General features: G+C 63.2%; 18 protein-coding genes and 1 other RNA gene. 6 read left to right on the top strand and 13 right to left on the bottom strand.

The annotated features are described in order from the left end of the window. Nucleotides 1–33: 33 nt before the first annotated feature. Together acs and IPM06_08795 are read left to right on the top strand one after the other, a co-directional pair. A complete protein-coding gene (gene acs, locus IPM06_08800; GenBank protein ID MBK8770513.1) occupies nt 34–1,977 on the top strand; it encodes an acetate--CoA ligase in 1,944 nt (647 codons plus the stop codon). 88 nt (nt 1,978–2,065) lie between these two features. Further along, a complete protein-coding gene (locus IPM06_08795) occupies nt 2,066–2,689 on the top strand; it encodes a MarC family protein (GenBank protein ID MBK8770512.1) in 624 nt (207 codons plus the stop codon). Here IPM06_08795 and IPM06_08790 read toward each other — a convergent pair. From IPM06_08790 to mscL, 3 genes are all read right to left on the bottom strand, one after another. Continuing rightward, entirely contained in the window at nt 2,679–3,401 is a 723-nt protein-coding gene (locus IPM06_08790; protein ID MBK8770511.1) for a hypothetical protein, read from the bottom strand. The two genes, IPM06_08795 and IPM06_08790, sit on opposite strands and share 11 nt — an antisense overlap. 404 nt (nt 3,402–3,805) lie before the next feature. Further along, a complete protein-coding gene (locus tag IPM06_08785; GenBank protein MBK8770510.1) occupies nt 3,806–4,999 on the bottom strand; it encodes a pyridoxal phosphate-dependent aminotransferase in 1,194 nt (397 codons plus the stop codon). 70 nt (nt 5,000–5,069) lie between these two features. Next, the gene (gene mscL, locus IPM06_08780) at nt 5,070–5,483 is read right to left on the bottom strand and encodes a large conductance mechanosensitive channel protein MscL (GenBank protein MBK8770509.1); all 414 of its coding nucleotides are present in this window, start codon (nt 5,481–5,483) and stop codon (nt 5,070–5,072) included. 176 nt (nt 5,484–5,659) lie between these two features. Between mscL and IPM06_08775 the strand changes: the two genes are divergently transcribed. Next, on the top strand, nt 5,660–9,217 hold the full coding sequence (locus IPM06_08775; protein ID MBK8770508.1) for a PAS-domain containing protein: 3,558 nt from the start codon (nt 5,660–5,662) through the stop codon (nt 9,215–9,217). 33 nt (nt 9,218–9,250) lie between these two features. Here the strand turns inward: IPM06_08775 and IPM06_08770 are convergent, their stop codons facing one another. Next, the gene (locus IPM06_08770) at nt 9,251–9,937 is read right to left on the bottom strand and encodes a response regulator transcription factor (GenBank protein ID MBK8770507.1); all 687 of its coding nucleotides are present in this window, start codon (nt 9,935–9,937) and stop codon (nt 9,251–9,253) included. A 44-nt stretch (nt 9,938–9,981) separates the two neighbouring features. On the opposite strand from IPM06_08770, the gene pip reads away from it, so the two are divergent. Continuing rightward, entirely contained in the window at nt 9,982–10,959 is a 978-nt protein-coding gene (pip, locus tag IPM06_08765; GenBank protein ID MBK8770506.1) for a prolyl aminopeptidase, read from the top strand. Between the two features lie 534 nt (nt 10,960–11,493). Here pip and IPM06_08760 read toward each other — a convergent pair. After that, nucleotides 11,494–12,321, bottom strand: a complete 828-nt coding sequence (locus IPM06_08760) for a class I SAM-dependent methyltransferase (protein MBK8770505.1) — start codon at nt 12,319–12,321, stop codon at nt 11,494–11,496. 175 nt (nt 12,322–12,496) lie between these two features. Here IPM06_08760 and IPM06_08755 point away from each other — a divergent pair, with 175 nt between their 5' ends. After that, nucleotides 12,497–13,180 carry a helix-turn-helix transcriptional regulator gene (locus IPM06_08755; GenBank protein MBK8770504.1) on the top strand — a complete coding sequence of 228 codons (684 nt, stop codon included), beginning with the start codon at nt 12,497–12,499 and terminating at the stop codon, nt 13,178–13,180. A gap of 81 nt (nt 13,181–13,261) precedes the next feature. Further along, nucleotides 13,262–14,425, top strand: a complete 1,164-nt coding sequence (gene rmuC / locus IPM06_08750; protein MBK8770503.1) for a DNA recombination protein RmuC — start codon at nt 13,262–13,264, stop codon at nt 14,423–14,425. A gap of 70 nt (nt 14,426–14,495) precedes the next feature. Here rmuC and IPM06_08745 read toward each other — a convergent pair whose 3' ends face one another. From IPM06_08745 to IPM06_08710, 8 genes are all read right to left on the bottom strand, one after another. Further along, entirely contained in the window at nt 14,496–15,749 is a 1,254-nt protein-coding gene (locus tag IPM06_08745; protein ID MBK8770502.1) for a VWA domain-containing protein, read from the bottom strand. 130 nt (nt 15,750–15,879) lie between these two features. Next, nucleotides 15,880–16,482 carry a recombination protein RecR gene (gene recR / locus IPM06_08740; protein MBK8770501.1) on the bottom strand — a complete coding sequence of 201 codons (603 nt, stop codon included), beginning with the start codon at nt 16,480–16,482 and terminating at the stop codon, nt 15,880–15,882. A gap of 7 nt (nt 16,483–16,489) precedes the next feature. Further along, nucleotides 16,490–16,813 carry a YbaB/EbfC family nucleoid-associated protein gene (locus tag IPM06_08735; GenBank protein ID MBK8770500.1) on the bottom strand — a complete coding sequence of 108 codons (324 nt, stop codon included), beginning with the start codon at nt 16,811–16,813 and terminating at the stop codon, nt 16,490–16,492. Then, complete coding sequence (locus IPM06_08730) at nt 16,797–18,488, bottom strand: DNA polymerase III subunit gamma/tau (GenBank protein ID MBK8770499.1); 1,692 nt, start codon at nt 18,486–18,488, stop codon at nt 16,797–16,799. The genes IPM06_08735 and IPM06_08730 overlap by 17 nt, the downstream gene beginning before the upstream one ends. A gap of 366 nt (nt 18,489–18,854) precedes the next feature. Then, nucleotides 18,855–18,952: signal recognition particle sRNA small type (gene ffs, locus IPM06_08725), an RNA gene on the bottom strand. 73 nt (nt 18,953–19,025) lie between these two features. Beyond that, nucleotides 19,026–19,691 carry a DUF3883 domain-containing protein gene (locus IPM06_08720; GenBank protein ID MBK8770498.1) on the bottom strand — a complete coding sequence of 222 codons (666 nt, stop codon included), beginning with the start codon at nt 19,689–19,691 and terminating at the stop codon, nt 19,026–19,028. 32 nt (nt 19,692–19,723) lie between these two features. Then, nucleotides 19,724–19,867, bottom strand: a complete 144-nt coding sequence (locus IPM06_08715; protein ID MBK8770497.1) for a hypothetical protein — start codon at nt 19,865–19,867, stop codon at nt 19,724–19,726. Further along, on the bottom strand, nt 19,864–20,070 hold the full coding sequence (locus IPM06_08710; GenBank protein ID MBK8770496.1) for a hypothetical protein: 207 nt from the start codon (nt 20,068–20,070) through the stop codon (nt 19,864–19,866). The genes IPM06_08715 and IPM06_08710 overlap by 4 nt, the downstream gene beginning before the upstream one ends. Nucleotides 20,071–20,124 lie beyond the last annotated feature (54 nt).

The raw sequence follows: 20,124 nt of genomic DNA, 5'->3' as shown, positions 1-20,124 counted from the left end.
ACAAATCCGGCATGTATGGGAGGAATGACGCCTATGTCCGAGAGAGTCGTTGCGGTTCCGGCGGCGTGGAAAAAGCGCGCCTGGGTGGATGAAGCCGGTTACAAGAAGAAGTATGCGGAATCCGTCAAGGATCCGGTGAAATTCTGGGCCCGGGAAGGCAAGCGGCTGGACTGGTTCAAGGCGCCGAAGAAGACCAAGAACACCAGCTATGCTCCCGACAAGGTGTCGATCAAGTGGTACGAGGATGGCGTCCTCAATGTCTCCCACAACTGCATCGACCGCCACCTGAAGAAGCGCGGCAACCAGGTCGCCATCATCTGGGAAGGCGACAATCCCTACGACGACAAGAAGATCACCTACAACGAACTCCATGTGCAGGTGTGCAAACTTGCCAACGTGATGAAGAAGCACGGCGTCAAGAAGGGCGACCGCGTCACCATCTACCTGCCGATGATCCCCGAAGCCGCCTATGCCATGCTGGCCTGCGCCCGCATCGGGGCTGTCCATTCCATCGTCTTCGGCGGCTTCTCGCCGGAAAGCCTCGCGGGCCGCATCGAGGATGCGAAATCGCATTTCATCATCACGGCGGACGAAGGTTTGCGCGGCGGGCGCAAGGTGCCCCTCAAGGCCAACACGGATGCCGCCCTCGCCAAGACCGGCTCTTCCGCCAAGGTTCTGGTTGTGCGCCGCACGGGCGGCGCCATCAACTGGGAGCCGGGCCGGGACATCTGGTACCATGAGGAAATGGTCCACGCCGCCGCCGACTGCAAGCCGGAGAAGATGAAGGCGGAAGACCCGCTGTTCATTCTCTACACGTCGGGTTCAACGGGCAAGCCCAAGGGCGTGCTGCATACGACGGGCGGGTATCTCGTCTTTGCGGCGATGACGCACCAGTATGTCTTCGATTACCATGACGGCGACATCTATTGGTGCACGGCGGATGTGGGCTGGGTCACGGGCCACAGCTACATCGTCTACGGTCCGCTGGCCAATGGCGCCACGACCCTGATGTTCGAGGGCGTGCCCAACTTCCCCTCCGCCTCGCGCTTCTGGGAGGTGGTGGACAAACACCAGGTCAACATTCTCTACACGGCGCCAACGGCAATCCGCGCCCTCATGCAGCTGGGCGACGAGGCGGTGACGCATACATCGCGCAAATCGCTGCGGCTGCTGGGGTCGGTGGGCGAACCCATCAATCCCGAAGCGTGGGAATGGTATCACCGTGTGGTGGGCGACGAGCGCTGCCCCATCGTCGATACGTGGTGGCAGACGGAAACGGGCGGCATTCTCATCACGCCCCTGCCGGGCGCCACGAAATTGAAGCCGGGTTCCGCCACCAAGCCGTTTTTCGGCTGCCAGCCGGCGCTTGTTGACGACAAGGGCATGCTGCTGGAAGGCGAGGCCTCGGGCAATCTCGTGATCCTCGATTCCTGGCCGGGCCAGGCGCGCACGATCTATGGCGATCATGAGCGCTTCATGCAGACCTATTTCTCGACCTACAGGAACATGTACTTTACCGGCGACGGCTGCCGCCGCGATGCCGATGGCTATTACTGGATCACGGGGCGCGTCGATGACGTGATCAACGTGTCCGGCCATCGCCTCGGCACGGCGGAAGTGGAGTCGGCGCTCGTCTCTCACGCCAAGGTGTCGGAAGCAGCCGTGGTCGGCTATCCGCACGACATCAAGGGTCAGGGCATCTATTGCTATGTGACGCTCATGAAGGACGAAACGGGCGACGACGACCTGCGCAAGGAACTGGTGGCCCATGTCCGCAAGGAGATCGGGCCGCTGGCCACGCCGGACAAGATCCAGTTTTCGCCCGGCCTTCCCAAGACCCGCTCGGGCAAGATCATGCGCCGCATCCTGCGCAAGATCGCCGAGGATGATTTCGGCTCGCTGGGCGATACGTCGACGCTCGCCGATCCGACAGTGGTCGAAGACCTGATCGAGAACCGCCAGAACAGGCGGGGCTGAGGCGGGCCTTCCCACTCGCTGCCCCGCCGGCGGAGCGTGAAGATGTGGACCCCTGCCCCCAACGGGCAGAGTGCGGTATGACGGCCCCATGTCCGACTACATCACATCCGCACTGGCGACCCTGCTGGTGGTTGCCGATCCCATCTTCATGAGCGCGCTGTTCCTCGGCCTCACGGCGGAGATGACGGACGCGCACCGGCGCGAAGTGGCGCTTCGGGGCTCCGTCATTGCCTTCTGCATCCTGCTGGTGGCGGGGCTGGGTGGGGCGCGACTCCTCGACCTTCTCGGCATTTCGCTGTCGGCGTTCCGCATCGCGGGCGGGTTGCTGCTCCTGTCATCGGCGGCCGAGATGGTGTTCGACCGACGGGCGCAGCGGCGCGAAGACACGGTGAAGACCGCGATCACCGTCGATCATGTGCGCAATATCGCGGCCTTTCCGCTGGCCATTCCGCTGATGGCGGGACCGGGCGCCATCACGGCAATGATCCTGCTGGCGGGCCGGGCCGAAGGCGACTGGAGCAAGCTCGGGGCGCTCTACGGCGTGGCGGCCTGCGTCATGCTGGCCTGCTACCTGTGCTTCCGCATCGCCGTGCCGATTTCAAAGACGCTGGGCATCACCGGCCGCGCCGTGATCACGCGGTTGCTCGGCATCATCCTTGCGGCGCTGGCCGTGCAATTCGTGATCGACGGCGTCTTCGCCCTCAGCCGTTGAAGTCGTCTCGCTGAAGGGCGAGGCGGGGGCGCGGGGCGCGCGGCGCAGGCACATGGGCGTGGCGATGCTCCGGCACATCGGGAATGGTGGGCATGAGGCGGACAGGTGGCGCGGGCGCGGCTTCGGGCCCACGCATGGCGTGCACGGCGAGTCCCCGCAGCAGGAGTGCGGGGCCTGCAAACATCAGCCAGAACACCAGCGTCATCAATGTGAGTGCGGCGAGCGTGGTGGAGGCGGCGGGCGGTGTGGCGGCAAGCGCCAGGACCAGCCAGAGCGTCCAGGCCGAGGCCAGGGCCGCCAGTGACAGCGAGATGGCGAGACTGCGATGAGCCGACACATCGAGAACCAGGGGCCGGGCCGAGAGCGGTTCGCGGGCAACATCCACAAGCCAGGGCCGCGCCACCACATGAAGGAAGATCACGCTGGCGGCAAGAATGGTGAGCAGCACACTGTGCGCACCCAGGGCCTGCAGCGGCGGCAGTTCGTTGGTCTCAAAGAGACGTGTCGCCATCAGTCCGCCGCCGGAGAAAGCCAGCAGCAACAGGCCAAAGGCCATGGTGGTAGTGACAATGTGGAGCGATTGCAGCGAAGCCGGGGCCCAGTGGCGCTGGACATAATGCACGGCGATCAGGCGCAGCAGCGCCACCGCGGCACCACCGATCAGCAGCAGACCGGACGACTGCATGACTGTGACAAAGACGGAATAAGACATGGCGTAACCCCTCGCGACACGCCCACGGCTTTGATCCGTGTGCTGAGCTTTTGTTTTTTGTGCCGACGCCGCCCAGCGAGAAAGGTCTGCCCGCGTGGTGGCAGAAGTGGGGCGGGAATGTTGTCAAAAAAAGAGGGACGGAGGATTGTCCATCCTGCCGTCCCCAAGTCTGCCGGACTCTGCCGGCAACCGCGAAAGACTATGCTTCGAAAATGGGAGGATCCGAGAAGGTCTTGCGATGAGTCTTCCTTCGCAAGCGCAATGCCAGTCTTGCAACAGATCAAACAAATGTAGATTTATATTTCATAATCAATGACTTGTGCGCACTCGTGAAAATCAGGATGGAGCCCTCGACCGCACCCTGATGACCATCGTTTGGGCAGCGCACGCACCAAAAGGCAGCACTAGCTGGGCTGGTGATTTTCCAGCCAATTGGAGAAGCGGGCGAGGCCTTCGCGGAGCTTGTCCTCGTCCTTGAGGTAGCACATGCGCAGGAACCCTTCCCCCGCCGCGCCGAAGGCAGCACCCGGCGCAAAGCCGACGTTCGCCTCATCGACAAGGCGGCGGGCGGTGGCGAGTGAGTCGCGCATGCCATCGATGGCGAAGAAGAAATAGAAGGCGCCATCAGGAATCTGGAAGCGGATATTCTTGTGGCCGCGCAACGCCTCGATGACGATGTCGCGGTTCTTGCGCGCCGTCGCCACTTGGCTGTCGACGAAAGCATCGCCGAGGTTCAGGGCGGCGGTGCAGCCGCGCTGCAGGAAGACCGGACTGCCGGAGGTGTTGTACTGGATGAAGCGCTCGAACACGGGGCCCAGCGCCTTCGGCGCCTGCACCCATCCCTGCCGCCAGCCCGTCATGGCCCAGTTCTTGGAGAAGGTGTTGCAGAGGATAAGCTGCTCTTCGGTGTCGCAGATGTCGAGGAACGAGGGCGCGCGCTTCGCGCCATCCTTGCCGAAGTAGAAGCGGCCATACACTTCGTCGGCGACAATCCAGATGCCGTGCTTGCGCGAGAAGTCGCGAATCGCCGTGAGGTCGGCCCGCGACGCCGTCCAGCCCAAGGGGTTCGAGGGCGAGTTGATGACGATCGCCTTGGTGCGCGGCGTCACCGCGGCGAAGAGGCGGTCGAGGTCGAGTGACCACGCGCCATTGGAGAAGTTCATGGGCACTTCGACGGGACGCGTGCCTTGCAGGCGCAAGGGCCCCGCATAGTTGGGCCAGGCAGGTGCGGGGATGAGAATGTCGTCGCCATCGCCCGCCACCATCTGGATGGCGTTCTGGATGGCCTGCATGCCCCCGCCGGTGACAAAGAAATTCTCGCTCGAAAATTCCCGGCCATAGTGGCGCGTGTGATAGTCGGCCAGCGCCTGGCGCAGTTCGGGAATACCACGCTGCCAGGTGTAGAAGGTCTCGCCCTGCAGCAGACTCTCCACCGCGGGTGAGCAGAACTCGCGGGGCGTGGGCAGGTTTCCCTCGCCCGCCCAGAAGGCGATGATGCCGGGACGGCCCATGCCGTACATCGCGACATTGACGATACCGCTGTCCGGTTCGGTCTGGGCAGGAATGGTGAGGCGGGACAAAAGCTGGTCAGGTGTCATGACCCATCCATGCAAAGAAAAAGCCCGGGTGTCCAGCACCCGGGCTTCAGGTCTCCCTTGCGGGAAATGCTTACTTCTTCTTGAGCGCGTCGCGGATTTCCGCGAGCAGCGTGTCGGTGGTGGAGGCGGGCGGCGGCGGTGCCGGCGGCTCGGCCTTCTTCATGCGGTTCGAGATCTTCACCAGCTGGAAGAGGAAGAAGGCGATGATCAGGAAGGTGATGACAGTCTGGATGAAGCTGCCATAGGCCAGCGTGGAGCCGGCTTCCTTGGCGGCGGCGAGTGTCGCGTCCTTGGGCGCGCCACCTGCGAGCTGCATGAACTTCTGCGTGAAGTCGACGCCACCCGTGATGACGCCGATGACCGGCATCAACAGGTCGTTCACGACCGAGTTGACGATGTTGCCGAAGGCGCCGCCCATGATGACACCGACGGCGAGGTCAAAGGCATTGCCCTTGAATGCGAAATTCTTGAATTCAGACCACATGTGTGAAGTCCCCCAATAAAGTGATTGTTCCCAAAGGTTGCAGATCCTGAGATGCCTGCAATCCCAGCGGGATGTTAATCCAGTTCCATGATTTGAGAAAGTGGAAATTCCATTCCGCGGGTTCCACTCTTGCGCGGGGCCCGTAACCCTGGCCATGATGCCCACAGGAGGGGGAAATGGTCTTTCAGGCCTGGACAATCGTTCTGGTCGGCTTCTGCTATGTGGGCCTGCTCTTTGCCGTGGCCACCTGGGGCGACCGGCTGGCCGCCCGGCGGAAGAACCAGCGGCGGCCGCGCCCCCTGATCTATGCCCTGTCGCTGGGTGTCTATTGCACCTCATGGACCTATTTCGGCAGCGTCGGCATTTCGTCGCGCACTGGCTATGATTTCATCCCGGTCTATCTCGGCCCGATCCTCGTCTTTGCCCTGGCCTATCCGCTGATCAGCCGGATCGTGATGATCGCCAAGACGCAGAACATCGCCTCCATCGCCGACTTCATCTCGGCGCGCTATGGGAAGAACGAGGCGCTCGGCGCCCTGGTCGCCATGATCGCCGTCATCGGCATCGTTCCCTACATCTCGATCCAGCTCAAGGCGCTGTCGTTCTCCCTGCAAACCGTGATCGCCAGTGGCGGCGCCACCGGGAGTGCAGCTGCGGGCTCCGGCTGGGCACCCCTGCCGCTGGCAGGCGACATCGCCCTTTTCGTCACCATCGCCATGGCGATCTTCGCCATCCTCTTCGGCACGCGCCATATCGACACGACCGAGCACCAGGACGGGATGATCCTCGCTGTCGCCGTCGAGTCGGTGGTGAAGCTGGTGGCTTTCGTGGCGGTGGGCGTGTTTGTGACCTATGCGCTGGCCGGTGGCGTGGGCAATCTTTTCGAAATCGTGCGCAGTGATCCCAGGATCACCGCAGTCTTCGACCATACGCCCGATGGCGGCCGCTGGCTCAGCGTGACATTGGTCTCCGCGATTGCCGTGCTGCTGCTGCCGCGGCAATTCCATGTGGCCGTGGTCGAAAATGCCCACGGCAGCGACGTGCGCCGTGCAGCCTGGCTGTTTCCACTCTATCTGGTGTTGATCAACCTCTTCGTGGCGCCCATCGCCATTGTTGGGTTGCAGATGCAGTCGGGTGCGGATCCCGATACCTACGTGCTTGCCCTGCCGGTTCTGGCGCAATCACCATTCTTCACCACCGTCGCCTTCGTGGGTGGTGTTTCGGCTGCGACCGCCATGGTGATCGTGGAAACAATTGCGCTCGCCATCATGGTCTCCAACAACATCGTCGTGCCTCTGGTGCTGTTGCGCCAGGGCGAGCACAACATGTTCCAGCATCGCGAGGGCGACACGCGCAACACCGCCCTCATCAACATCCGCCGCATCTCCATCTGCTGCATCCTGCTCTTTGCCTATCTCTACTACTGGCTCGCCGGGAATGCGGCGGCGCTGGCGCAGACCGGATTGATCTCCTTTGCTGCCATCGCGCAGTTCGCGCCATCCTTCTTTGGCGGACTTTATTGGCGGAATGGCACGGCGCGTGGCGCTGCGGCTGGCATTTTCGCTGGGTTTGCCGTGTGGGCCTACACGCTGCTCATTCCCAGTTTCATTGATTCCGGATGGCTGGGTGCATCGCTGCTGCAGGATGGCCCATTCGGAATCGCCGCGCTGAAGCCGCGCCAGCTGCTCGGCATCGAGTTCGATCCGCTGACGCACGGCGTGTTGTGGAGTCTCCTCGCCAATATCGCCGCGTATGCCGCTGTCTCCGCCATGCGCCCGCCGAGCCGCATCGAGGCGCTGCAGGCAGAGGCCTTCCTGCCGGATTCGCGCGCGGGCTCCGGTCTCGCCGGGTTCCGCCTGTGGCGCTCCAGCGTGACGGTGGCACAGGTCGAGGAAACCGTCGCGCGCTACCTCGGCACGGAAAAAACCCGCGAGGCGTTTGCCGGCATGGTGGCGATGCGGGGCCTTGCCAATGACCCCGGGCTAGAAGCCGACATCGGCATCCTCAATTTCGGTGAACACCTGCTGGCCTCCGCCATTGGCCCCGCCTCGTCGCGGCTCGTCATGGCGCTGCTTCTGGAGCGGCACACCAAGGGCTCGCGCGATGCCATGCAACTGCTTGACGATGCCTCCTCGGCGATCGAGCACAATCGCAGCGTCCTGCAATCCGCCATCGACAACGTGCCACAAGGCATCGCGGTGTTCGATCACAAGGGGGCTCTCGTCTCGTGGAACGCGGCGGTGAAGGACGTGCTGGCGCTGCCCGTGGCGCTTCTGCGCGTCGGCACGCGCATCGACGAATTCCTCATCTACGTGGGCACGCGCACGCTGGAGCCGGAAGCGCGGCAGGACAGCGCCATTGCCGCGCGCCGCCGCAAGCTGTTTGCAGGCGAAGGGCAATGGCGGCAGCGCCTGGTGGAACCGCTCTGCGTGGTGGACATCCACAGTGGCCGCCTGCCCGATGGCGGCATCGTCGTTTCTTTCTCGGATGTCACCGAAACGGTGGCGGCGGCGGATTCGCTGCTGCTTGCCAACGAGACGCTGGAACTGCGTGTGGCCGAACGCACGGCGGAACTGACCAAGCTCAACGGCGAACTGGCCAAGGCCAAGGCCGAGGCCGACGCCGCCAACCAGGGCAAGACCCGCTTCTTCGCCGCCGCCAGCCACGACATCCTGCAGCCGCTCAATGCAGCGCGCCTGTTCACCAGCACGCTGGTGGAAGGCCAGGCGGCAACGCCCGACAAGACCATCGTGCGCAACGTCGATGCCGCGCTGGAGGCGGTGGAAGACATTCTCTCCACGGTGCTCGACATCTCGCGGCTCGATGCGGGCGCCATCAAGCCGGAGGTCGAGAGTTTCCCGGTGCAGGAACTCTTCGACACGCTGGCCCGCGAATTCGACCGCCTGGCCAGCGACAAGCACTTGTCGCTTCGCTTCGTCCACACCACGGCGGTGGTGAAATCCGACCGAAAGCTGCTGCGGCGCGTGCTGCAGAACCTCGTCTCCAACGCCATCAAGTACACGCCGAAGGGCCGCGTGCTTGTCGGCGTGCGGCGAAAGGGAAGCGGTTTCCAGATCGCGGTGCATGATACGGGGCTCGGCATTCCGTCGGAACAACTGCGCGTCGTCTTCCGCGAATTCGAGCGCCTGGGGCGCGACAAGCACAACGAGCCCGGCCTTGGCCTTGGCCTCTCCATCGTGGACCGGCTGTGCAAGGTGCTGCGCCACCCGATCACGCTGACCTCGCAGGTGAACACGGGGTCTGCCTTCATGGTGCTGGTGCCGGGCGGGCGCGAGGCGGTGGCGCGCGAAGCTGCCGCGGTTGCGCCTCCCGTCATCCATCAGCCGCTCGCCGGCTTGCGCGTGCTGGCCGTCGACAACGAGACCTCCATCGTCGAGGGCCTTTCGGCGCTTCTCGCCAACTGGAATGTCACCGTCATTCCCGCAACGAGTGCGGCAGAGGCGGTGGAGCAGATGGAACGGCACGGGGCGGAGATCGATGCGGTGCTGGCCGACTATCACATCCACCGGGAAGACGGCATCGCGCTGGTGCAGGCGCTGCGGCGGCGGGCCAAGCGGCACATCCCTGCCATCCTCATCACCGCCGATCGCAGCAAGCGGGTGCAGGACGACGCGCAGGCCGCCAGCATTCACTACCTGCGCAAACCCGTGAAGCCCGCCTCCTTGCGCGCCAGCCTCTCGCAAATCGCGCTGAGCCGGGAAGCAGCGGAATAGCGGGGAGACTTATCCGCTCACAGGAGAAGTTGTTCAGCCTTCGTGAATGGACTCGCCGTCGATCTTGCCGGCGGCGATCACCGCCTGCGTGCGGCTGTCGACGTTGAGCTTGAGCAGGATGGCCGAGACGTGTGCCTTGACCGTCGCCTCCGACACATCAAGCTCATAGGCGATCTGCTTGTTGAGAAGGCCTGCCCGCAGCATCATCAGCACGCGCACCTGCTGCGGCGTCAAGGTTGCGAGGCGCTTCGAGAGATCGTCAATCTCGCGTTCCTCGTCGGTCAGTTGCTTGGCCACCTGCGGCGCCCACACCTCGCCGTCAAGAATCGACGACACGGCACGGCGCATTTCTTCCGCCGGGGTGGATTTGGGGATGAATCCGGACGCCCCCAGCGCCAGGGCACGGCGGATCACGGCCGGTTCTTCCTGGCCCGAGACAATCGCCACCGGAATGGAGGGGAACTGGGCGCGGAGGAAGGCGAGGCCCGAGAGCCCCTGCACACCCGGCATCTTGAGATCGAGCAGGACGAGGTCGCAATCGCGGTCGTCATCGAGAATCTTGATGCCATCATCGAGGCTCGCCGCTTCCCGGACTGCCGCATTGGCGAGGATTCCGGCAAGCGCTCCCTTCATGGCATCGCGAAAAAGGGGGTGGTCGTCGATGATAAGGATCTGGCGGCTGCTCACGCTGTTCACGGGCTTCGACTTCCGTTCTGACATTCACTTCCTCGCCAGATTGCCACAGGTGTTGTATGGCCCCCAACATGACCATAGTTCAAGAACAGATGCGCGGCTTTTTTCCCACGATCGAACCGCATGTGCGGGGCAGGCTCAAGGTCTCTGCCCTGCATGACCTCTATTACGAGGAATCCGGCAATCCCGGCGGCTTGCCCGTGGTGGTGCTGCATGGCGGGCCGGGCGGCGGCTCCTCGCCCAACCTGCGGCGCTTCCACGATCCGGCGCTCTACCGCATCATCACTTTCGACCAACGCGGCTGCGGGCGATCGACGCCCCATGCCTCGCTCGAACACAACACCACATGGGACCTTGTTGCCGACATGGAGGCGCTGCGCCAGCACCTCGGCATCGCGCGCTGGCAGGTGTTCGGCGGATCCTGGGGATCGACCCTGGCGCTGGCCTATGCGCTGACCCATCCGGAGCGCGTTCGGCAACTGGTGCTGCGCGGCATCTTCACGGTGCGGAAATGCGAGATCGACTGGTTCTACCAGCACGGGGCATCCATGCTGTTTCCGCAGCAATGGGAGTCCTTCATCGCGCCCATTCCGCCTGAGGAGCGGCATGACCTCGTGGCGGCCCATCACCGCCGACTCACCGGGGCCGACCATGAGCAGAAACTCCACTCGGCGCGGGCCTGGGCGCAGTGGGAAGGCGCCACGCTGTCCCTGTTGCCCGATCCATCACGGGAAGCGGCCTTCGGCGAGGACCACTTCGCCATCGCCTTTGCCTCAATCGAGTGCCACTACTTCATGAATGCCGGTTTCTTCTCCGCGGACGGCTGGATCATCGATCAGGCCCATCGCTTGCGGGAAATTCCCGGCATCATCATCCAGGGCCAATATGACGTGGTGACGCCGCCGGCCACCGCCCATGCGCTGCACCGGGCCTGGCCCGAGGCGGATTACGTGCTCATTCCCGATGCCGGCCACGCTGCGGCGGAACCCGGCACACTCAACGCGTTGATTCGGGCCACTGATTCTTTCGCACATGCGAAGGGCGCATAGCTACCCTGCACGCCAGAGGCGAGAAGGCAACGAATTCTCCACATTTCGCCACCATATGCACCGCAACATAAAAGGTTACGCATCATGGTCATTCGCACGCTCAAGGATATTCTCGTCGGCCTCTCGCAGGGTGTCGGCTTTGCTTTCGAGCGCCGCAGCGACTTCACGGCCAGGGCGGTTTTCCCCGCGAGCGCCACAATCAAGCGCTGATTTCGCTCGATTTTTTCCGTGCCGCCACAATTGTGGGGCAGTTCCCTCCTGAAATAGCCTGAAAATGACCTGCGATTATTCGCGGTTGAGCATTCTTGCAGCCCCAATTGAAGGTCACTCTCACACTCGATCCAGCGGGGGATCGGCGGGTGCCACCAACGGCGCTACTCAAAGAGACGGCCCAAGTTTTGGCCTCTTTGCCTTTCTCCATTCTGGTCCGATCTGTCCGCCTTGGGCTCCTGTCGCCGTCCCGAGTTCAGAGCGGATTGGAGGCCCGTTCCTGCCCAGTCGGTAGGAACGGGCCTTTTCCTTTTGGGCGTCAGCTCACTTGGTGATGACCGCTTCCAGATAGGTGCTCGGCACCACCAGGGCTGTGGCATCCTTGCGCTTTGCCGTGGCGATCAATTCCAGCACATCCGCTTCCAGCTTGCCGCGGGCCATCTCGTCCAGGGCCGCAAAGGCCTTGTGGGTCGGGCCGTAGTAGGTCCGGAACACCTGCACGAAGTGGGCGGGCGAGTGGTACCGGAAATTGAAGCTGCGGCGCTCGGCCTTGATCTCGTGGCCGGGGAAGAGCGTGGCAAGGTGCATCTCATCGCCCCAAAGGGCGGGAGACGTGAGGCCTGCGGGCGGCGGCACGTGGCGGCCGATCACCTTGAACAGGCTGCCGATGAAGCTGTCCGGCGTCCAGTTGGCAAGGCCAATGCGGCCGCCCTTGCGGAGCACGCGCGACATTTCCGCCGCCGACTGCACCTGGTTCGGCGCAAACATGACGCCGAAGGTGGAGAGTACAACGTCGAAACTTGAATCGCCAAAAGGCAGCGCTTCCACATCCGCCGTGCGGAACGCAACCTCCAGGCCTTCGGCCTCGGCGCGGGTGCGGCCCTGGTTGAGCAGGCTTTCCACATAGTCAGTCGAGGTCGTCGTGGCATGGCGGCGGGCGGCGGCCAGCGTGGCATTGCCGTTGCCGGCGGCCACATCGAGCACGCGTTCGCCCGCCATTACATCCGCCGCCTCCGCCAGCATCTCACCCACGATCTGCAGGGTGGTGCCCACGACGGCATAGTTGCCGGAAGCCCATGTGGCCTGCTGCTTTTGCTTGATGGCGGTGTAGTCCGGGGCCGGCTGCACGCCTGGGTTCGGGTTGGTGTTCATGGTCATGTCTTCCTTTGTGGAAATGCCGTCCTCGCGACGGGGCTGCACATAGGAAGGCGGCGGCAGGAGGTTGAGTCCTCGAAATGGAGCAAAGCCGATACAGATTGTGGACTAGCACCGGCCCCTCCGTTGGGGCATAGGGAACGCCTGACGTGGGGGGCATGGAGATTTGTCTATGTCCAACGAAAGCTATCATCACTTCTGTCCGATCGCGAAGGCCTGCGAGATCCTTGAGCCACGCTGGACACTGCTTGTGCTGTGCGAACTCCTGAACGGGGCGACACGCTTCAACGACATCCGCCGCGGTGTACCCTCGATGTCACCCACGCTATTGTCGAAGCGACTCAAGGAAATGGAAAAGAACGGACTGGTGCGCCGTGACATTCATCCCGCGACAGGCGACAGCAGCTACCGCACCACAAAGCTCGCTGACGAGCTTGCCCCCGTCATCATGGCGCTGGGCGACTGGGCTCACCGCAATGTCGATGCCGATGTCTGCCTCGAACAGCTGGATGCGCGGCTGCTGATGTGGAACATGCGGCGCAAGGTGAATACCGCCGTGCTGCCGGCGCGGCGGCGCAGCGTCATCCAGTTCATCTTCCCGGAACTGCCGGAACAGGAACGCAACTACTGGATCATCGGGCGGCCCGGCGTTGAGGCCGACCTCTGCGTCATCGATCCGGGGCATGACGTCGATCTCTTCATCACCGCCGACCTGAAGGCGCTCACTTCAGCGTGGATGGGGCATTCGGCGCTGCAGACGGAAATCGACCGCAACAAGATCAGCCTCGTCGGCGACGACATGCTCGCCAACTCGATGGGCACCTGGATGGTGCGAAGCCGCTACGCCGCCGCATGAAGGCGGTGTGGTGTCTGGCTGCTTCCGGTTGCCACCCAACCCCGTCTGGAACAAAACGCGAATCCGTGCTAGGCGAGCGGGATGGACCTGTCTTCTCGTTTCCTCACGCTCGGTGGCCACAGCTTCACCTTTGCCGAAACCTTGCTCGCGGCGGCGGCCTTTGGGCTGCTGCTGCTGTTGCTCGCGGTCATCCTCGCCTTTCGCGCCCAAGCCGGCCGCAAGGCGGAGCGGGCGGAGGCGGCCCGGCGCACCGCCGACATGGACGTCCGCCTCGCCGAACTCTCGGGCGCGGTGCAGAGCTATGCCTCGCAGTCCCAGAGCCACCAGATCCACCTGCAGCGGGTGATCGACGAGCGCATGGACATGGTGAGCGCACGCGTCGGCCACGGCCTCAGCGAGCAGGCGGAAAAGACCACGCTGTCGCTGTCGCAACTCAACGCGCGTCTTGCCGTGATAGATGCCGCCCAGCAGAATCTCACCACGCTCTCGGGCGAGATGCTGTCGCTCAAGGACATTCTCAACAACAAGCAGTCGCGCGGTGCTTTCGGCCAGGGGCGCATGGAGGCCATCATCCGCGACAATCTCTCGTCGCGCAGCTTCGCCTTCCAGGCAACGCTCTCCAACGGCACGCGCCCCGACTGCCTGATCACGCTGCCGGATTCTTCGCTGCGACTCGTGATCGATGCGAAATTTCCGCTGGAAGCCTTCACGGCGTTCACGGCGGCACAGGATGAAGCCGCGCGCAAGTCGGCCGAACAGCGGCTGAAGGCCGACATCGGCAAGCACGTGAAGGATATCTCGGAAAAATATCTGCTGAGCGGCGAAACACACGAGACGGCGATCATGTTCGTGCCGTCGGAATCCGTTTACGCCGAACTGCACGAGAAGTTCGACGACGTGGTGCAGAAGGCCCACCGCGCCCGCGTCATCCTCGCCTCGCCCAACGTGCTGATGCTGCTGGTGCAGACCATGCAGGCGATCGTCAAGGACGTGGCGATGCGCGAGCAGGCGCACCTCATCAAGGCGGAAGTGATGCGGCTCCTGGAAGATGTGGAGCGCCTGAAGGAGCGGGCCTCCGATCTCCGCCGTCACTTCGACATGGCCAGCACTGATCTGGAAAAGCTCACCACTTCCGCCGACCGTATCGGCAAGCGCGGCACGCGAATTGAAAACCTCGATGTGTCCGATGACAGCGTGGCAGGCTTGCCGGATGGCGCCCGTCCCCGTCTGGTGACGGGAAGCTGAGAGGCCGTTCACGGCCCCGCTTGGCGACGATGAAGTTGAGACCAAGTCCCACCCTTCACAATCGCCAGCGTCACTTCTTCAGGTAGATCTCGCTTGCCACTGCCGTCTTGATTTCCTCGAAAGCGGCGGAGAGGTCGGTGTCATCGTTGGCGATGAAGAAGCTCTTGGCATCGCTGGCGCAGGCCTTGAGGCGGGCGCGCGTCGTGGTGTCGTCGAGGTCGAAGGCCAACGTGATGATGCGGATGCCATCGGCCTTGGCGTTGCTGCACAGCTTGGCGAGATTCTTCTCGCCCTGCGAGACGTTGCGAGACGTTCCCGGACCGAAGGCTGGTTCCGTCTGCATGCCGTCGGTCAGCACGATCATGAACTTCTGCGTGTCGGGGTCGCTGAACGACACGCCCTCGTTAAAGGGCATGTTGTCGGAAAGCAGATGGTAGCCGAACTCGACGCCCAGCGCGATGTGCGTCCAGGCGTAGGGCTTCATGGCGGCGAGTTGCGTCTTCACTGCGGTGCTGTCGGTCGTCAGCGGTTTCACGATGAGCTTGTTGGCGGCATAGCCGCTGCAGCCGTCGGAGGCATGGTCAGGGGCGACCGGCTGGTTCCACTTGGTGTCCACGTCGCTCGTCGGCGTGGCATTGGTGAGGTTGTAGGGATACTTGCGGTCCTGCGTGCAGCCCGTCCAGTTGCCCGTGCCGGTGGCACCCTTCACATAGGCCTTGGGCAGCGTCACGTAGACATGATGCGAGAACGGAACGAGGCCGAACTTCACCTTGCCGGGGCTTGCGGCGGTGAGATCGGTCACCAGCTTCGTCGCGGCATCGCGCATGGCGATGTACTTGACCTTGGTGCCGGAGATGTCGCCCATGGAGCCGGAATAATCCAGCACCATGGCAATCTCGGCCTGCTTCATGCTGGCAAGGCCGACCTCGGCCGAGGCCTTGGCATTGATTTCGGAAATGCCAGCGACGCGCATGAAGGACATGGGCACGGCCAGTGTTGCATCGGCCTTGAAGGTGCCGGACTCGACGCGGAAGTCGGTGGTGGTGCCGTAGCCGCCCGCGGCACCGCGCGCCATGTTGGCATCGAAGGAGGCTTCGGCGATGGTGGCGCGCTCGGTGTCGGTCTTGCCCGAGGCGGCAGCGCCCGCGAGGGCGGCGGCATCCAGCGCCGACTGCATGTGCGTCGCGGCGCTGTTGTAGTTGGCGTAGTCGATGCCCGCACCGGCGGCGAGCAGCACCGGAATGGCACTGAGGGCAAAGAGGATGGCCGTGTCGCCGCGCTCGTTGTTCCACAACCGGCGAAGGGTCTTGCGGAAGTTAAACATGTGGCCTGCTCCTGTCCCATTCCGGCACAAGGGCCGGCTGTTTGAGGATCAAGGAGCAATCGCCAGTCCGGTCCGCGCACACCGGGCATGTGCGCCAGCGACAGGGTTTATGAAGTGTTAACGGGCTGTCTCAAAGCGGGCGGCGGGCCCGCAGCGCCTGGGTGAGGGTGCCTTCGTCGAGGTAATCCAGTTCGCCACCCACCGGCACGCCATGGGCGAGGCGCGAGGTGGCGATGCCCTTTTCCTTCAGGCGTTCGGTGATGTAGTGGGCCGTGGTCTGGCCTTCGACGGTGGCGTTGGTGGCGAGCACGACTTCCTTCACGCTGCCATCGCCCACGCGATCAAGGAGGCCGCCAATCGAGAGGTCTTCGGGGCGCACGCCGCCCAGCGCCGAGAGCGTACCGCCGAGGACATGGTAAAGCCCCGTCCAGGCGCCGGCGCGCTCCAGCGCCCAGAGGTCGCCCACATCCTCGATCACGCAGATGAGGCTCTTGTCGCGGCGCGGGTCGCGGCAGATGGAACAGGGATCGACGGTATCGACATTACCGCAGACCGAACATTGCGACACCTTGTGGCGGGCATCCTCCAGCGCCAGCGTGAGGGGATCGAACAGCTTCTCGCGGTTCTTGATCAGGTGCAGCACGGCGCGGCGGGCCGAGCGCGGCCCCAGGCCCGGCAGGCGGGCGAGGAGCTGGATCAGCTTTTCAAGTTCAGGCCCGGCCTGGCGCTTCATGCGTGGCTCAGAACGGCAGCTTCAGTCCGGGCGGAAGCGGCAGGCCGCCGGTCACGGATTTCATTTCTTCCGCCGCCGCAGCTTCGGCCTTGGACTTGGCATCGGCGTGGGCGGCGACGATCAGGTCTTCGAGGATGTCCTTCTCGTCGGCCTTCATCAGCGAGGCATCGATGTCGAGGCCGGTGAGCACGCCCTTGCCGTTGAGCGTGACCTTGACCAGGCCGCCGCCGGACTGGCCGGTGACGGTGGTTGCCTCCAGCTTCGCCTGCATGTCGGTCATCTTCGACTGCATGGACTGGACCTGTTTCATGATGTCAGCGAGATTCTTCATCTGGTTCTTCCGGTGTGAAGGTGGGGAGAGGTTGCGGTTCCCTGACGCTCGTGATCTCGGCGCCGGGGAAGGTCTTGAGGATCGCCTGCACGGCGGGCAGTTCGCGCGCTTCCTGGAGCGCCACGGCCTCGGCCGACTTGCGCTGTTTCAGGATCGGCTCGGCGCCGCCCTCGCGCGCCACGGTGACGAGGGTGCGGCGGCCGGTCCAGGCTTCGAGCTTGCGCATCAGTTCATTGGCGAGGCCGGCGGGCGCATCGCGTTCCAGCGCGAATTCGATGCGGCCCTCGCTCACCGAGATGGGGCGGACGTGACGTTCCAGTTCGGTCTTCAGCTTCACGTCGCGCCGGTCGCTCACGTATTTCACAAGGCCTGCGAAGTCGGCGAAGGCCACGGGCTCGCGCGGCGATGCGGGCGGCGGGGATTGCGGTGCGGGCGACAATGCAGCCGCAAGGCCTGCGCCATTTCCGGCGGCGGAGGCGGAGGCCCCGTTGCCCTCGCCGCGCAGCGGCAGAGACTTCACGTTGGAGGCCGGCGCGGCGCCCGATTTCGCGATGCGCGCCAGTTCATCGGCGGGCGGCACTTCGACGGCATGGGCGAGGCGGATCAGCACCATCTCGGCGGATTGCATGGGGTTGGCGGCGGTTGCCGTTTCCTGAATGCCCTTCAAAAGCATCTGCCAGGCGCGCGAGAGCATGGGCACGGCGAGTTTCTCGGCAAAGGCGAGGCCGCGCGTCTTCTCGGCCTCGGTGCGCGCGCCGTCCATCAGGGCGCTGTCCTTGACGAGGCGCAGGCGCGTGACCCAGTGCACGAAGTCCGCCATGTCGGTGAGGATGGTTTCGGGATCGCCGCCGCCTTCGAATTGTTGCGCCAGTTCGGCGAGGGCGCGGGCCGGGTCGCCCCCCATCACCGCATCGAAGAGTTCGATCACGCGGCTGCGGTCGATGAGGCCCAGCATGTTGCCCACATCATCGGCCTTCACCGTGCCGTCGCCATAGGCGATGGCCTGGTCGAGCAGCGAGAGGCCGTCGCGCACCGAGCCTTCGGCGGCGCGCGCGATCATGCGCAGCGCCTCCTCCTCCACCTCGGCGTTTTCGAGTTTGGCGATGCGGCCGTAGTGCTGCATCAGCAGCGTGGCATCGAGGCGCTTCAGGTCGAAGCGCTGGCAGCGCGAGAGGATGGTGACGGGAACCTTGCGGATTTCCGTTGTCGCGAAGATGAACTTCACGTGCGGCGGCGGTTCTTCCAGCGTCTTCAGGAGCGCGTTGAAGGCGCTCTTCGAGAGCATGTGCACTTCGTCGATGATGTAGACCTTCATGCGCGCCTGCACCGGCGCATAGCGCACCGAGTCGATGATCTCGCGCATGTTGTCGACGCCGGTGTTGGAGGCGGCGTCCATCTCGATCACGTCCATGTGGCGGGATTCGAGGATCGCCTCGCACTGGGGCGTCATCTCGGGCATGTCGATTGCGGGGCCGGGCGGATAGTTCAGCGCCCGGGCGATCAGCCGGGCCGTCGTCGTCTTGCCGACGCCGCGCACGCCGGTGAGCATGTAGGCCTGGGCCACGCGGCCGGTGGCGAAGGCATTGGTGAGGGTGCGCACCAGCGCCTCCTGCCCGATGAGGGCGGAGAAATCCGTGGGGCGGTACTTGCGCGCCAGCACACGGTAGGCGGGCATGGGAGAAGGAGAAGCCATCGGGAGAGGATTTAGGGATTTTCGCCGCCGGATGAAAGCGCAGAAGCGCCGCTGTTGCAGGCCGGGGAGAAATAGTGCGGGATGGATGGCGACCCGGTCAAATTGGGCTGGTTGGGGTGAGACAAGCGGCGGACCGGTCCGGCACATCATGCCGGGCGATGGGAGCTTGAACGCCTGAGCGCCCCCGAAGGCCGGGGCAAACTCAAATGGGGGAAAGTGGGGAGGACGGCAACCCGTCAAAAGCTCGTTGGGGTGAGGCGGGTCCCGCACAGCCAGTGGCATGATGTGCCGCTGAACGCCTGAGCGCCCAGGCGAAGGCCGGGGCGGACAAACTCAAGGCTGGGGGACAGTGGAAGGCTGGACGGCAACCCGTCAAAATCTCGTTGGGGCTGCTACCTTCCGGTCCTGACCCGGTTGGCGAGCACGACGCCTGCCACCAACCTTCCGCCGCCGCATATGGGGGAAGGAGGGGGAAAAGGCAAGTGGGGCGGGGTGCTCCTGCCCCAACGGGAGTTTCGGCTATCGAAAAGACGCCTGATAAACAGCGGGCGACAAATTAACCCATTCTTCAAGAGGAGGAGCAAGCTCGAAAGCTTTGGGTTGCTTCGCAAAGTCATAAAGTCGCAACAGGCGATAATGTTTCTGACGTTCAATAGAAACCGCACGTTCGTTGGCTGTTACAAAGAAGGGTGTTGCTATTGATCCAACAGTTGTCTTGACTTCAATGAGGCGATCCGAGCCGCCTTCATCATATGAATGGATATCATACCCTAAGCCATCACCGTCTTCTTTAGCGACGTGCCTTACCTTCTTGGCAAAGTTTTTGTATCCCGCGTTCCAGAGTCTGGAAATTTCGCTCTCCAAAACCAATTCCTCGCCCTTCAGACCAAGTTCTCTGTTGCGCGCATCTCGCGTAGCGGGGTCAAACTTTCTCAGGAGACTGCCCATGTCAGCAATAAGCCGCGGCAGCTTGCTCAATCTCTGCGGCGGCGCTCCAACCAGCAATGGACGCTGTTCTGCCATACCGATCTGCAGAATGTTTTTCATGTCTGGCAGTCCGTGTATCGCGAGGTAGTTCTCGACGCCGTCAACGAGTGCTTGTTGGAAATTGGAAAGTGGCTTGTAGCCTTCGATGTAGGGCAGCCCCAGCAAGTCCAGAACCGCACTTAGATTCTGACGCTTCATTTCAATGGAACCATCAGTGCGTCGGACCACCTTCAGGAGCAACCGGCGACGCTCGGATTTGTTATAGGCTTGCCCGCCAACTCAAGATTCAGCATGTGGAAGTAGTCATCAATTACCAGCAAGACCTCTTCCATATGCCAAGCGCCAGTGATTGAATTGAATGTGGCATCATTCATGGGAAGTCTTCCAATAGGCCAAACTTCTCGCCAAACCAATCAACGAATTCCCGTGCCGTTTCCCCATTCTTGAAACATGAAAGCAAGCGATCTTCGTCGATTCCGGCCATATTGATATCGATAAGATACTTTTTCAACAGCTGGGCATCCACTGCTGCACGCCAGACAGAATAATCTCGTTCTGCGTTTTCGATAGCCACCATTGATGTTGCCCTTCTTTGACTCGAATCTTGAACTCAATTCCCTTCGGTTTCAAC

The organism is Hyphomicrobiales bacterium (assembly GCA_016710435.1).
Lineage (GTDB): Bacteria > Pseudomonadota > Alphaproteobacteria > Rhizobiales > Aestuariivirgaceae > Aestuariivirga.
The sequence above is the reverse complement of the archived record's forward strand: the minus strand, read 5'-3'. Positions and strand labels throughout refer to the sequence as shown.

Coding starts and splice junctions, on each gene's coding strand:
- acs (MBK8770513.1), top strand. CDS start 34: ATGTCCGAGAGAGTCGTTGCGGTTCCGGCGGCGTGGAAAAAGCGCGCC.
- IPM06_08795 (MBK8770512.1), top strand. CDS start 2,066: ATGTCCGACTACATCACATCCGCACTGGCGACCCTGCTGGTGGTTGCC.
- IPM06_08790 (MBK8770511.1), bottom strand. CDS start 3,401: ATGTCTTATTCCGTCTTTGTCACAGTCATGCAGTCGTCCGGTCTGCTG.
- IPM06_08785 (MBK8770510.1), bottom strand. CDS start 4,999: ATGACACCTGACCAGCTTTTGTCCCGCCTCACCATTCCTGCCCAGACC.
- mscL (MBK8770509.1), bottom strand. CDS start 5,483: ATGTGGTCTGAATTCAAGAATTTCGCATTCAAGGGCAATGCCTTTGAC.
- IPM06_08775 (MBK8770508.1), top strand. CDS start 5,660: ATGGTCTTTCAGGCCTGGACAATCGTTCTGGTCGGCTTCTGCTATGTG.
- IPM06_08770 (MBK8770507.1), bottom strand. CDS start 9,937: ATGTCAGAACGGAAGTCGAAGCCCGTGAACAGCGTGAGCAGCCGCCAG.
- pip (MBK8770506.1), top strand. CDS start 9,982: ATGACCATAGTTCAAGAACAGATGCGCGGCTTTTTTCCCACGATCGAA.
- IPM06_08760 (MBK8770505.1), bottom strand. CDS start 12,321: ATGAACACCAACCCGAACCCAGGCGTGCAGCCGGCCCCGGACTACACC.
- IPM06_08755 (MBK8770504.1), top strand. CDS start 12,497: ATGTCCAACGAAAGCTATCATCACTTCTGTCCGATCGCGAAGGCCTGC.
- rmuC (MBK8770503.1), top strand. CDS start 13,262: ATGGACCTGTCTTCTCGTTTCCTCACGCTCGGTGGCCACAGCTTCACC.
- IPM06_08745 (MBK8770502.1), bottom strand. CDS start 15,749: ATGTTTAACTTCCGCAAGACCCTTCGCCGGTTGTGGAACAACGAGCGC.
- recR (MBK8770501.1), bottom strand. CDS start 16,482: ATGAAGCGCCAGGCCGGGCCTGAACTTGAAAAGCTGATCCAGCTCCTC.
- IPM06_08735 (MBK8770500.1), bottom strand. CDS start 16,813: ATGAAGAATCTCGCTGACATCATGAAACAGGTCCAGTCCATGCAGTCG.
- IPM06_08730 (MBK8770499.1), bottom strand. CDS start 18,488: ATGCCCGCCTACCGTGTGCTGGCGCGCAAGTACCGCCCCACGGATTTC.
- IPM06_08720 (MBK8770498.1), bottom strand. CDS start 19,691: ATGAAGCGTCAGAATCTAAGTGCGGTTCTGGACTTGCTGGGGCTGCCC.
- IPM06_08715 (MBK8770497.1), bottom strand. CDS start 19,867: ATGAATGATGCCACATTCAATTCAATCACTGGCGCTTGGCATATGGAA.
- IPM06_08710 (MBK8770496.1), bottom strand. CDS start 20,070: ATGGTGGCTATCGAAAACGCAGAACGAGATTATTCTGTCTGGCGTGCA.